Raw genomic sequence first — 13,151 nt, forward strand, 5'->3', positions numbered from 1 at the left:
AATGGAAAAGGGCGCCGCGGGCGCCCTTTTTTATGCGTTGGAGTAGCGTGCCTTCTCCGGCAGCCAGCGCTCGATCAGCGCGCGGGCGTGCTCCGGGTACTGCTGGTGGATATGACGAGCGACGCGCTGCACTTCCGGGATCATCGCCTGGTCGCGCAGCAGGTCCGCGACTTTGAACTCGGCGCTGCCGGTCTGGCGGGTGCCCAACAGCTCGCCCGGACCGCGGATCTCCAGATCGCGCTGGGCTATCACAAAGCCGTCGTTGCTGTCGCGCAGCACCTGCAGGCGTTTTTGCGCGGTTTTGCTCAGCGGCGTTTTGTACAGCAGCACGCAGTGCGAGGCCACGGCGCCGCGGCCCACGCGCCCGCGCAGCTGGTGCAGCTGCGCCAGCCCCAGCCGCTCGGGGTTTTCGATAATCATCAGGCTGGCGTTAGGCACGTCGACGCCCACCTCGATCACCGTGGTGGCGACCAGCAGCTGCAGCTCGCCCTGCTTAAAGGCCTGCATCACCGCCTGCTTTTCCTGCGCTTTCATACGGCCATGCACCAACGCCACCTTCAGTTCGGGCAGCGCGGTTTTCAATTCTTCCCAGGTAGCTTCCGCCGCCTGCGCTTCCAACAGTTCGGACTCTTCAATCAGCGTACAGACCCAGTACGCCTGGCGGCCTTCTTCCATACAGGCGCTCTTCACCCGTTGGATAATGTCGGCGCGGCGGGTATCGGGAATAGCGACGGTGGTGACCGGCGTTCTGCCCGGCGGCAGTTCGTCGATGACCGAAGTATCGAGATCGGCGTAAGCGGTCATCGCCAGCGTGCGCGGGATCGGCGTGGCGGTCATGATCAACTGGTGTGCGTGGAAGCCTTGCTCTTCGCCTTTTTCCCACAGCGCCAGCCGTTGGTGCACGCCAAAGCGGTGTTGTTCGTCGATGATCACCAGGGCCAGGCCGTTGAACTGCACCTGTTCCTGGAAGATAGCGTGGGTGCCGACCACCATCGACACCTGGCCGCTGGCGATGGCCTCCTGCTGCGCAATGCGCGCCTTGCCCTTTTGTTTGCCGGCCAGCCAGCCCACTTCCAGCCCCAGCGGTTCGAACCACTGGCGGAAGTTGTTGGCGTGCTGTTCGGCCAGCAGCTCGGTCGGCGCCATCAGCGCCACCTGCTTGCCGTGGGCGATGGCGCGCAATGCCGCCAACGCCGCCACCAACGTTTTGCCGGAGCCGACGTCGCCCTGCACCAGACGCATCATCGGGAAGCCTTTTTGCATATCGGCTTCGATATCCGCCACCACCCGCGTCTGCGCCCCGGTCGGTGAGAACGGCAACTGGGCGAGGAACTGATTTTTTAATCGGTCATCCGGCAGCAGCGGCAGCGCCTGATAGCTCTGCGCACCGGCGCGTACCGCCAGCATGCTGAGGTTATGCGCCAGCAGTTCTTCGAGGATCAGGCGTTTTTGCGCCGGGTGCTTACCCTGTTCCAGATCCGCCAGCTGGATATCCGGCGGCGGGCGATGCAGGGTGTGCAGCGCCTGCGGCAGGCTCATCAGCCCGCCGCTCAGCTCCGGCGGCAGCAGTTCGGCGATGGCGCAGGTGTCCAGCAGCTCCAGCGCCTGATCGGTCAGCTTGCGCAGCGTGGCCTGCCTGATGCCTTCGGTGGTGGGGTAGACCGGCGTCAGCGACTCTTGCAGCTCCACTTCGCTGCTTTCGCCCTGCACGCGATATTCCGGGTGGATGATCTCCGCGCCGTGGTTGCCGCGCTTGATTTCGCCATAGGCGGTCACGCGGCGGCCGGTGGCCAGGCTGTTCTTCATCGCCGCATTGAAGTTGAAGAAACGCATGGTGAGGATGCCGGTGCCGTCGCTGATCTGGCAGGTCAGCATGCGCCGGCGGCCGAAGCTGATGTCGCTGCGCAGCACCTCTCCTTCCACCGTGGCGTAGATGCCCGGCAGCAGGTCGTTTATCGGATAGAGTCGGGTACGGTCTTCGTAGCGCAACGGCAGGTGCAGCAACAGGTCCTGAATGGTTTCCAGGCCAATCTTGGCCAGTTTGCCCGCCTGGCTGGCGCCAACCCCGGAAAGCGTGGTGAGTGGGACAGCATCCAGCAGGCGGCCTTTCATTTGCGTACCGTTGCCTGCATGGTCGCCCACCATTCGGCGTCGGCGACCACCTGGCCTTGTTCGTCGATGTGCGGGCGCGGCAGCCCTTTGCGCTTGGCCACGTTGGCCAGCACCGGATAGCCGCCTTCAAACAGCAGGCGCTGCTGCTCTTCTTCGTCGAGCATGCTGCGTTCGCGGCGATACAGGCCGGCGTTTTGCCGCTGGCGCTGCGCTTCGTACAGGATCAAGGCCGAGGCCACCGACACGTTAAGTGACTGCACCATGCCGATCATCGGAATGATGATGTCCCGATCGGCCAGCGCCAGCGCTTCTTCGGTGATGCCGGTTTTTTCCTGGCCCAGCAGCACGCAGGTGGGGCGGGTGTAATCCACCTCGCGGAAGTCGACCGCGCGGGCGGACAGATTGGTCGCCAGAATTTGCATGCCCTGGGCTTTCAGGTGGCCTACCGCGTCGGAAATGGTGCGGTGGGTTTTGACATTCACCCAGCTGTTGCTGCCGGCAGCGGAGGAAACCAGGGTACGCATGCGGGTGGTGGGCCACACGGCATGCACCTGATGCACGCCGACGGCGTCGGCGGTGCGGATAATGGCGGAGACGTTATGCGGTTTGTGCACCTGCTCCAGGCAGACCGTCAGATCCGGCTGCCGGGTAGCGAGCATTTCACAAATCCGCGCATAGCGTTCAGGACTCATAAGCGCTAATTTCGGTTGCGGTTAACTTTAATCACATCCGGCATGATACGGATTTTACGCATAATGTTTGCCAAGTGGATGCGATCGCGGGTGGTCAAGCGGATAAAGGCGCTATAAACCCGACCGTCTTTCTCTTCGGTATTCAGGCTTTGAATATTCGATTCGGCCGCGTTGATGGCCGCCGTCAGGTTGGCCAGCGCGCCCTGATGGTTGAACATATCCACCTTGATCTCGGCGATAAACTCCTGCTCGGTCTCTTTATCCCACTCTACCGCCATGAATTTCTCAGGCTCTTTCTGGTAGCCGCGGATGTTGCGGCAGGACTCGTGGTGGATCACCAGCCCTTTGCCCGGGCTGACGTGGGCGATAATCGGGTCGCCCGGTATTGGCCGGCAGCATTTGGCGAAGGTGATCAGCACGCCGTCCGCACCCTTGATAGCCAGGTTGCGCACGCCGGAAGAGGTGCCCAGATTGGATTGGTCGCCCTGCAGGTTTTTGGCCACGACTACGCTCATGGCGTTGCCGAGGCCGATTTCCGCCAGCAGATCGTCCAGCGTCGCCAGCTTCATGCGCTCCAGCTCGTGCTGGATGTTTTCCTGCGGGATTTCAGCCAGTTTGCGGCTGCCGCCCAGCGCATGGTTCAGCAAACGGCGGCCAAGGCCGACGGAGTCGTCGCGCTTGAGGTTTTTCAGCATTTGGCGGATTTTGGCGCGCGCTTTCGAGCTGACGACAAAGTTCAGCCAGGCGGCATTCGGCCGCGCGCCCGGCGCGGTGATGATCTCTACCGTCTGGCCGCTGGTCAGCGACTGCGACAGCGGATACGGCTGGCGATCGACGCGCGCGCCGACGCAGGCATGGCCGATATCGGTGTGCACCGCGTAGGCGAAGTCGACCGGCGTGGCGCCCGCCGGCAGTTCGACGATGCGGCCTTCCGGGGTGAAAACGTAAATCTCGTCCGGGAACAGATCGGATTTGACGCTCTCGATAAATTCAAACGAGCTGCCGGCGCTTTGCTGCAGCTCCAGCAGGCTTTGCATCCAGCGCTGCGCGCGGATTTGCGCCGTGGTGCCGGTTTCGCCCTGTTCTTTTTCTTTATAAGCCCAGTGTGCGGCAACCCCCATTTCGGCCATCTGATCCATATCTTCGGTGCGGATCTGCACCTCAACCGGCACGCCGTGCGGGCCGATCAGCGAAGTATGCAGCGATTGATAGCCGTTGGCCTTGGGAATGGCGATGTAGTCTTTTACCCGGCCCGGGCGCGGTTTATACAGGCTGTGAGCCTGGCCGAGCACCCGATAGCAGGTATCCACCTCTTTCACGATCACCCGGAACGCGTAGATATCCATAATCGAATGGAAACGCTGCTCTTTCAGGTGCATCTTGAGGTAGATGGAATAGAGATGTTTTTCCCTTCCGCTGACGCGGCAAGGAATGCCGGCTTCGGTCAACCGCCCTTCGATCTCGGAGAGGATTTTTTGAATCATCTCTTTACGGTTGCCGCGCGCGGCTTTCACCACTTCTTTGATCACGCGGTAGCGGTTCGGGTACAGCGCCTCAAAGCCCAGCTCTTCCAGCTCGGTTTTCAGGTGGTGGATACCCAGGCGGTGGGCCAGCGGGCTGTAGATTTCCAGGGTTTCACGCGCGATGCGCCGGCGTTTGTCCGGGCGCAGCGAACCGAGGGTGCGCATGTTGTGCGTACGGTCGGCCAGCTTGATCAGCACGACGCGGATATCCTGCACCATCGCCATGATCATTTTGCGGAAGTTCTCCGCCTGCGCTTCTTTTTTATCCTGGAACTTCAGCTTGTCGAGCTTGGATACGCCTTCAACCAGTTCGGCGACGCTTTTGCCGAACAGCTGTTCCATATCCTGATAGGTGGCCGGGGTGTCTTCGATGACGTCGTGCAGCAGGGCTGCCATCAGCGTCTCGTGGTCGAGACGCATTTCCGCCAGAATGCAGGCCACGGCGACCGGGTGAGTAATGTAGGGCTCACCGCTGGAGCGTGTCTGTCCCTCGTGAGCATCACGTGCAACGAGGTATGCCTGTTTGAGGCGCTTAATCTGCTCCTCAGGCAGGTAACGTTGAATCAGCAGATTCAGGCTTTCAAACAGGTACAAGGCAGACTCGCAGTCTAATTAACGACGACCTTCAGCAATCGCGGTAACCGCCTGGATCTCTGCGGCTTCCTGCTCTTGCTGCTCTTGACGCTCACGCACATCGAGGATCTGGCTGGTGATCAGGCCTTCTTCGATTTCGCGCAGGGCGATAACGGTGTACTTGTCGTTCTCTTCCGGAACCAGTGCATCTTTGCCGCCGGTCTGGATTTGACGCGCCCGACGAGCAGCGACCAACACCAGGTCAAAACGGTTACCAATTTTCTCTACAGCGTCTTGAACAGTTACGCGTGCCATATTTGTGCTACTCCACAGGTGACGAAAAGACTGGGCATAATACTGAAACTGCCTTCAGTCTGCCAATAGTTTGCTGATTAAAGCGTCATGCCGCAATAATTGGCGGCCTAAACGCAGGCGTTCGGCGCGAATAATGGTTTTCAGATCGGACAGCGCCAGATCGAAATCATCGTTCACGATTAAATAATCGTACTCCGCGTAGTGCGTCATTTCCGCTACGGCCTGAGCCATGCGCTTGGCGATCACCTCTTCGGAGTCTTGCCCGCGGCCGCGCAGGCGGCGGCCCAGTTCTTCCTTGGACGGCGGCAGAATGAAGATGCTGCGCGCCTGCGGCATTTTGGCGCGGATTTGCTGCGCGCCCTGCCAGTCGATATCCAGAAAAACGTCTACGCCCGTCGACAAGACTTGCTCGATGGCGGCGCGCGAGGTGCCGTAATAGTTGCCGAACACTTCGGCATGCTCAAGAAACGCATCCTGCTCAATCATCCGGCGGAATTCATCTTTTGAGACGAAGAAATAATGCTCGCCGTGAAGTTCGCCCGGGCGGCTGTCGCGCGTAGTGTGCGAAACCGAAACCTGCGTGTCGTACAGCGGTTGCGTCTTTAACAAAGCCTGAATCAGACTTGATTTACCTGCGCCACTGGGAGCAGAGACAATATAAAGCGTGCCTTGAGCCATGATGATGTTCGTTGATAGCGGTTGATATGCCAATAACAGCGGATGTGTATTTTCTCCGCACAGTATACACGGCTAACGCGCGGGATGCAGCGTTAGCTCGCATTTTGCCCGCGTCTTTGTGGTGAAAAAACGTCAAAATGGCGGATTTGCGCGACGGATGGGTAAATATATGCGGTTTTGCCGTAAAAGGCGGCGCTTTTGCGCGCCGCTTCGCAGATGACAATTTATTCGAGATTTGCCGCGCGGGGAGGTTGCACAGGATCCACCCGTTCAGCGGGATGGCGCAGAAACAGAAAAACGATGATGGCGGAAAATAGCGTCGTCAGCGCCAGAATCTGCAACAGGAGATTAAACGCAGACTCGTAGCTTTGCTTAAGCTGCCCGGCGTCGGTATTGAGCAGGTTCCCCAGAGCCAGACGATGGGCGACCGCACCGGCGTCCGCCGGCGGCGGAAGTGGGAAATGCCGCTCCACCAGCATGGCCAGCAAAGCACCCACCACCGCCAGTGCGATGCCTTCTCCAGCGACGCGGACCGTGCTGAAAATACCGGTGGCCATGCCCGCGCGCTCCCGCGGCACTACGCTGACCGCCAGGCCATCCATCAATCCCCAGGGCAGGCTGATGCCGCAGCCAATAGTGAGCATCGGCAGTACCAGCCGCATGAACGGCTGTCCCGGCGAGTACTGCGCCAGCCACACCAAACCGGCGGCACACGTGAGCAGGCCCAGGCTTGAAATGACGCCGGCGGAAAAACGCCGCGCCAGCAGCCCAGCCAGGATTGGCAAGACCAGCAACGGCGCGGACAGCGCCATCATCATCATGCCGGCTTTGACGGCGCTGTAGCCTTCAATACCGATAAACCGCTGCGGCAGCAATACCAACAGCACCACGTAGGAATAGGCCGGCGCCGCCGCCAGAAACTGCACGCCGACAAAACGCGGGTAGCGGAACAGCGACAGATCGAGCATTGGCCGCTGCATGCGCCGCTCGACCGCGATAAAGGCCAGCATGCACAGCAGCGCGCCAAGCAGCGGGACGAGCACCGTTGCGCTGCCCCAGCCGCTGTCGGGCACCAGCAGCACGGCATAGGTCAACAGCGTCAGAGCGAGTGTAAAGGTGGCCGCACCGGGCCAGTCCAGCGTCGAGGCGGCGGGATCGCGGGATTCGGGCATATAGCGCAGGCCGCTGAGCAGGGCTATGGCGCTCAGCAGCGCCACGAACAGAAAAATGGCCTGCCAGCCAAAGTGCTGCGTTAGCAATCCGGCCAGCAACGGGCCAAACGCCAGACCGAGGCCGAAGGTGGTGCCTAACAGGCTGAAGGCTTTGGTCCGTTCGGCCCCGCTAAACACCTGAGCCAGCCCCGCAGTGCCGCCGGCAAACGCCGCGGCTGCGGCAAAGCCCTGCAACGCCCGGAGCGCGTCGAAGGACAAAATATTTTGCACCGCCGGCATGGCCAGCGAACTCAGGGTGAGCGCCGCCAGCCCACCGACAAATATCCGCTTACGCCCGAAACGGTCGGCGCAAGTACCGGCGATCATCAGGCTGCAGCCAAAGGTCAGCATAAAGGCATTGGTGACCCAGCTCAGGGCCACCATGCCGCCGCCCAACCTGGTGGCGATGGCGGACAGAGAGGCTGCCGGGCCGGTAAAGTTGATCGGCATGATCAGGCCGGCCAGGCAGACGGAGAACAGGATCACCCAGCGCTGCGGGTGCGTGCTCTCTTGATAGGGGGGATGATCGTTCATGGGGAACTCCGGTAAAGGGGCGCGTGATGGACAATGATGATAAAGAGGATTTAATCGGCAAAAAATAAGGCTATATTCCATACTTTAAGGACAAAAACGCTCTAATTGGAGACGCTGATGGAAAGTCTGAGCGGGCTGTTGGCTTTTGTGCGCGCCGCCGAATTGCGCAGTTTCGTCGCCGCCGGAGAACGACTGGGGGTCTCGGCCTCCGCCATTGGCAAGAGCATTGCGCGGCTGGAGGAATCGTTGGGCGTCAGGTTGTTCAACCGCAGCACCCGGCGGATTAATTTGACCGATGAAGGGGCGCTGTTCTTCGAACGCTGCCAGCGCATCGTCAGCGAAATTGAAAATGCCCAAGCCGAAATGGCGCGCATCTCGGATGCGCCGCGCGGCAGGCTGCGGGTTAGCATGCCCGCCATCGGTTATCGCATGCTGGTGCCGCTATTGGCTGAGTTTAGGGCGCGTTATCCCGAGGTCGAACTGAACGTGGATTTTAACGACCGGATAGTGGACCTGATCGCCGAGGGGATAGACGTGGCGGTGCGCGGCGGCGAGCTGGCCGATTCACGCTTGATGGTGCGCCGCATTGGGCCGTTTCGACAGGTATTGGTCGGTGCGCCGGACTATTTTCGCCGACGAGGCACGCCGTTGACCCCGACGGATTTACTCGATCACGATTGCCTGCGCTATCGTTTCCCAAGCGGGCAACAGCTGCAGGCGTGGCTGTTGCAGACAGGCGACGACGCGCTGCAGCTAAGGCTGCCGGTGACGATGAGCTTCAACAGCGTCGAGGGGCTAATTCACGCCGCGCAGGAAGGGCTGGGCATTGCTTATCTGCCGGATTTCTCCCTGGGGCCGGCGTTGCAGGCCGGGCGGCTGACGGCGGTGTTGGAGAATCACACCCCTGAGCAGGGTTTTTTCTCCGCGGTTTGGCCGTCAAACCGCCATATGTTGCCCAAAGTCAGAGTGTTTGTGGACTATTTGGCGCAGCACATGCTGCCGCATCGTCAGTGATCCGGATGCTGGTAGTTGAACACCGGCAGACCCAGGCGAAAACGCAGGGCGATCAGGCGCGCGCTCAACCCGGCCACCAGGGTGATGATCACCACCAGATTATGCGGCAGGCTGAGATGCTGCAGGCCGATATACAGCCAGGCGGCGCTGAAGGAGATGCCGGCGTAAATTTCTTTTTGAAACACCAGCGGGATACGGTTGCAGAACATATCGCGCAGCACGCCGCCGAAGACGCCGGTGATCACCGCGGCAATCGCGGCGATGATCGCGCTGTGCCCCATATCCAGCGCGACCTGCGCGCCAATGATGGAAAACACAATCAGACCCACGGCGTCCAGCACCAGAAACAGGCGGCGCAGGTGGCGCATCAGCGGCGCCACCCAGGTGGTGACAATCGCCGCAATGGCGACAATCACGATATATTCCGGATGCTTGACCCAGCCCAGTGGGAAATGGCCGAGCAGCATATCGCGCACCGAACCGCCGCCGATCGCCGTGACCGAAGCGATGATAATCACGCCAAACATGTCCATCTGGCGGCGGCCGGCGGCCAACGCGCCGGTCATGGCTTCGGCGGTGATGCCGATGATATAAAGAATGCTCAGTAACATAAGGTTTTCACTGGGTGGCAGGGATAAATACGCTGGCCGGCAGGGTAATTGCCGCCGGGGCTGTGCGCCACTGAGTTTTTTTCACCAATGGAATTTCGGATTAGTTTAACTAATTTATATTCGCGTTTTTATACTTGCCTTCTGCCTTTTTTAACATTACCGCACTGATAAAAGCATTAGAAATTTCGCGTTAGTTTCCGCCGCTGACTATGCTTTTTGCAGGCGATGATCGGGCCGGACGGCCCCCAATGAGGAATCACGACATCATGAAACACACCCCGATGCTGGTTGCGGCGGTCGCCGCCATGTTGCTGAGCAGCTGCGCGGCGCCGGGCCATAACGGCCTGGCGCCAAAACCGGCTCCAGCCTGCAACGCCGGCGATCCGATGATCCAGACCACGCTCTATTTTGGCCTCAACCGCCCCGCAGGCCCGGCAATCACCGCCGCCGAATGGCAGACCTTTGTCGATCGGCAGGTGACGCCGCGCTTTAAAGACGGGCTGTCGGTGTTTGACGCCAAGGGGCAGTGGCTGGGCAACGACGGCAAACTGGCACGTGAAAACAGCAAGGCGCTGCTGCTGATCCATGCGCCGGGTAAAGAGAGCGAGGGGAATATCGAAGCCCTGCGCAGCAGCTACAAGCGGCAGTTTGCACAGGATTCGGTGATGCGGGTGGATGCGCCGGTGTGCGTGGCGTTTTGACGGCTATCCCGGCCCGCAGGCCGGGATGCGCGATTAGAGCACCAGCCCGGCGACGGCGGCCGATAGCAGGCTAACCAGCGTGGAGCCATAGACCAGCTTCAGGCCGAAGCGGGAAACCACGTTGCCCTGGCGTTCGTTCAGCCCTTTGATGGCTCCGGCGACGATGCCGATGGAGGCGAAGTTGGCGAACGACACCAGGAACACCGACAAAATGCCGATGCCGCGCGGTGACAGTTCGGCGGCGATTTTCTTCAGCTCTATCATCGCAACAAACTCATTGGCCACCAGCTTGGTGGCCATGATGCTGCCGGCCTGCAGCGCGTCCTGCGCCGGGATGCCGATCAGCCAGGCCAGCGGATAGAACACATAACCCAGGATCTGCTGGAAGCTGATGCCGAAAACGGCGGCGAACAGCGCGTTAACGGCGGAGATCAGCGCAATAAAACCGATCAGCATCGCGGCGATAATCATCGCAATCTTGAAGCCGGCCAGGATGTATTCCCCCAGCATCTCGAAGAAGCTCTGGTCTTCATGCAGCTTGCTCAGCTTCAGCTCCGGTTCGTCTTCTACCTGATAGGGATTGATGATCGAGAGGATGATGAAGGTGCTGAACATGTTTAAGATCAGCGCCGCCACCACATATTGCGCGTCGATCATCGACATATAGGCGCCGACGATCGACATCGATACCGTCGACATGGCCGTGGCGGCCATGGTGTACATGCGGCGCGGCGAGATATCGCCAATGATGCCTTTGTAGGCGATAAAGTTTTCCGACTGGCCCAACACCAGGGTACTGACGGCGTTGAACGACTCCAGCTTGCCCATGCCATTGACCTTGGACAACAGCGTGCCGACCACGCGAATGATCAGCGGCAGGATACGGAAATGTTGCAAAATACCGATCAGCGCGGAAATAAAGATTATCGGGCACAAAACCCCGAGGAAGATAAACGCCATGCCGTCTTTGCTCATGCCGCCAAACACAAACTCTGAGCCTTGCGCGGCGTAGGTGAGCAGAATTTCGAAGAAGCCGGCGACGTGCTTGATCACGCTGAGGCCGCTCGCCGAATGCAGGAAGAAATAGGCCAGAGCGCCTTCGATAACCAGCAGCTGGATGATATAGCGCAGGCGGATTTTCTTGCGGTCATTGCTGACCAGCAGCGCCAGGGCGATGATCACCACCAGGGCCATAATAAATTGCAGAATTTGTGGCATAAACGGTCCGTAAAGCTAACGGGCAGAAAAAAACACATTTAGCCACAGCTCTGTCGGCCTTTCATTACCTTGCGTGATAATTAGAACAAAATACTTTCGGCAGGCGGGATAAGTTGCCGATTGTCATTTTCTCCCTCTTCAAGGCAGTTTTTCGTAAACCAAAGCAAAAAGCCCGCATGGCGCGGGCTTGAGAAGCTGAAGTGGCGATCACTCGATGTTTTGGATCTGCTCGCGCATTTGCTCGATCAACACCTTCAGCTCGATGGCGGAGGTGGTGACCTCGGCATTGATCGATTTGGAAGCCAGCGTGTTCGATTCGCGGTTGAATTCCTGCATCATAAAGTCGAGGCGGCGGCCCACGGCTTCTTTTTTCTTCAGGATGTTGTGCGTTTCTTTCACGTGCGCTTCCAGGCGGTCCAGCTCTTCGGCCACGTCGATACGCTGCGCCATCAGCACCAGCTCTTGCTCCAGCCGGGTGTTCTCCAACTGCACCTGGGCTTCTTCCAGCTTGCTGACCAGGCGCTCACGCTGCCACTGCAGAATGTTCGGCATCTGGGCGCGCACCTTGACCACTTCGGCGCTGACGCCGTCGAGGCGCTGCTCGATCAGCGCTTTCAGCGCGGTGCCTTCGCTTTCGCGCGCGGCGATGAAGTCATCCAGCGCGCCGTCCAACGCCTGCATCAGCTCGGCGCTGATGGCATCCAGATCCTGCTCCTGAGCGGACATAACGCCCGGCCAGCGCAGCACGTCGATCGGGTCGATTTCCCCTTCGTCGCTCTGCATTTTCACCCAGTTGGCGGCTTCAACCAGCTGTTTGGCCAGTTTCTCGTTCAGGATCATCGAGCTTTGCGCGCTTGGGTCCAGTTCGAAGCGCAGGTTGCACTCGACCTTGCCGCGGGTCAGACGGCCACGGATACGTTCGCGGATCACCGGCTCCAGGCTGCGGAATTGTTCCGGCAGGCGGATGTAGGTTTCTAAGTAGCGCTGGTTAACGGAACGCAGCTCCCAGGCTGCGCTGCCCCATTCACCCTTGATTTCACGCCGGGCGTAGGCGGTCATGCTGCGGATCATTGTGCGTACCCGTAATAGGAAAAGATGGGGCGATTATAGCGTCGCCGCTGCGGGCAGGATAGGCATTACGTCACGAAGCCCGTATAATGCGCAGCCAATAGTTGATTTGAAGCCGGAGAAAGCCCATGCGTCCTGCAGGCAGAGCACCACAACAAGTTCGCCCACTGACACTGACCCGTCACTATACCAAACACGCAGAAGGCTCAGTGCTGGTTGAGTTTGGCGATACCAAAGTTTTGTGCACCGCCACGGTAGAAGAGGGCGTTCCGCGCTTCCTGAAAGGCCAGGGCCAGGGGTGGATCACCGCTGAGTACGGCATGCTGCCGCGCTCCACCCACAGCCGCAACGCGCGCGAAGCCGCTAAAGGCAAGCAGGGCGGCCGCACGCTGGAAATCCAGCGGTTGATCGCCCGCTCGCTGCGCGCCGCAGTCGATCTGAAAAAGCTCGGTGAGTTTACCATCACCCTCGACTGCGACGTGCTGCAGGCCGACGGCGGCACCCGCACCGCCTCCATTTCCGGCGCCTGCGTGGCGCTGGCCGATGCGCTGAACGCGTTGGTGGCCAACGGCAAGCTGAAGGCCAACCCAATGAAGGGGCTGGTGGCGGCGGTTTCCGTCGGCATCGTCAACGGCGAAGCGTTGTGCGATCTGGAGTACGTTGAAGACTCCGCCGCCGAGACCGACATGAACGTGGTGATGATGGAAGACGGCCGCATGATCGAGGTACAGGGCACCGCCGAAGGCGAGCCGTTCAGCCACGACGAGCTGTTGGCGCTGTTGGCGCTGGCCCGAGGGGGCATCGAAACCATCTTCCAGGCGCAGAAAGCGGCGCTGGCGGGCTAATTTTTCAAGGCGACTGAGAAGTCGCCTTTTTTACGCCTGTCGATCGGGCGGCAGTA

General features: G+C 60.0%; 12 protein-coding genes. 3 read left to right on the plus strand and 9 right to left on the minus strand.

Annotated features, from left to right (window positions below; all coding sequences use genetic code 11):
• Window positions 1-30: 30 nt before the first annotated feature.
• From recG to KHA73_RS23430, 6 genes are all read right to left on the minus strand, one after another.
• Entirely contained in the window at window positions 31-2,112 is a 2,082-nt protein-coding gene (recG, locus tag KHA73_RS23405) for an ATP-dependent DNA helicase RecG (protein ID WP_234587117.1), read from the minus strand.
• Window positions 2,109-2,804: a tRNA (guanosine(18)-2'-O)-methyltransferase TrmH gene (trmH, locus tag KHA73_RS23410; RefSeq protein ID WP_234587119.1), complete on the minus strand. Its 696-nt coding sequence runs from the start codon at window positions 2,802-2,804 to the stop codon at window positions 2,109-2,111. The genes recG and trmH overlap by 4 nt, the downstream gene beginning before the upstream one ends.
• 5 nt (window positions 2,805-2,809) lie before the next feature.
• Window positions 2,810-4,921, minus strand: coding sequence for a bifunctional GTP diphosphokinase/guanosine-3',5'-bis pyrophosphate 3'-pyrophosphohydrolase (gene spoT, locus KHA73_RS23415; RefSeq protein WP_234587120.1), 2,112 nt, complete (start codon window positions 4,919-4,921; stop codon window positions 2,810-2,812).
• A gap of 18 nt (window positions 4,922-4,939) precedes the next feature.
• Window positions 4,940-5,215 (minus strand): DNA-directed RNA polymerase subunit omega, encoded by a 276-nt coding sequence (rpoZ, locus tag KHA73_RS23420; RefSeq protein WP_004931221.1) that lies wholly within the window; start codon window positions 5,213-5,215, stop codon window positions 4,940-4,942.
• A 54-nt stretch (window positions 5,216-5,269) separates the two neighbouring features.
• Window positions 5,270-5,893: a guanylate kinase gene (gene gmk / locus KHA73_RS23425; RefSeq protein ID WP_061799631.1), complete on the minus strand. Its 624-nt coding sequence runs from the start codon at window positions 5,891-5,893 to the stop codon at window positions 5,270-5,272.
• 224 nt (window positions 5,894-6,117) lie between these two features.
• Window positions 6,118-7,638 carry an MFS transporter gene (locus KHA73_RS23430; protein WP_234587122.1) on the minus strand — a complete coding sequence of 507 codons (1,521 nt, stop codon included), beginning with the start codon at window positions 7,636-7,638 and terminating at the stop codon, window positions 6,118-6,120.
• A 117-nt stretch (window positions 7,639-7,755) separates the two neighbouring features.
• Here KHA73_RS23430 and KHA73_RS23435 point away from each other — a divergent pair, with 117 nt between their 5' ends.
• Window positions 7,756-8,652 (plus strand): LysR family transcriptional regulator, encoded by an 897-nt coding sequence (locus tag KHA73_RS23435; protein ID WP_234587124.1) that lies wholly within the window; start codon window positions 7,756-7,758, stop codon window positions 8,650-8,652.
• Here KHA73_RS23435 and KHA73_RS23440 read toward each other — a convergent pair.
• The gene (locus KHA73_RS23440) at window positions 8,646-9,263 is read right to left on the minus strand and encodes a trimeric intracellular cation channel family protein (RefSeq protein ID WP_019452191.1); all 618 of its coding nucleotides are present in this window, start codon (window positions 9,261-9,263) and stop codon (window positions 8,646-8,648) included. The genes KHA73_RS23435 and KHA73_RS23440 overlap by 7 nt on opposite strands.
• A 266-nt stretch (window positions 9,264-9,529) precedes the next feature.
• On the opposite strand from KHA73_RS23440, the gene KHA73_RS23445 reads away from it, so the two are divergent.
• Window positions 9,530-9,964 (plus strand): DUF3574 domain-containing protein, encoded by a 435-nt coding sequence (locus KHA73_RS23445; RefSeq protein WP_234587125.1) that lies wholly within the window; start codon window positions 9,530-9,532, stop codon window positions 9,962-9,964.
• Window positions 9,965-9,997: 33 nt separating this feature from the next.
• Here the strand turns inward: KHA73_RS23445 and KHA73_RS23450 are convergent, their stop codons facing one another.
• A complete protein-coding gene (locus tag KHA73_RS23450; protein WP_234587127.1) occupies window positions 9,998-11,182 on the minus strand; it encodes a NupC/NupG family nucleoside CNT transporter in 1,185 nt (394 codons plus the stop codon).
• 207 nt (window positions 11,183-11,389) lie between these two features.
• Entirely contained in the window at window positions 11,390-12,253 is an 864-nt protein-coding gene (locus KHA73_RS23455) for a YicC/YloC family endoribonuclease (RefSeq protein ID WP_061799628.1), read from the minus strand.
• Window positions 12,254-12,378: 125 nt separating this feature from the next.
• Here KHA73_RS23455 and rph point away from each other — a divergent pair, with 125 nt between their 5' ends.
• Window positions 12,379-13,095, plus strand: coding sequence for a ribonuclease PH (gene rph / locus KHA73_RS23460; protein WP_234587128.1), 717 nt, complete (start codon window positions 12,379-12,381; stop codon window positions 13,093-13,095).
• The last annotated feature ends 56 nt before the right edge of the window (window positions 13,096-13,151 follow it).

It is taken from the genome of Serratia entomophila (assembly GCF_021462285.1).
Taxonomy (GTDB): domain Bacteria; phylum Pseudomonadota; class Gammaproteobacteria; order Enterobacterales; family Enterobacteriaceae; genus Serratia; species Serratia entomophila.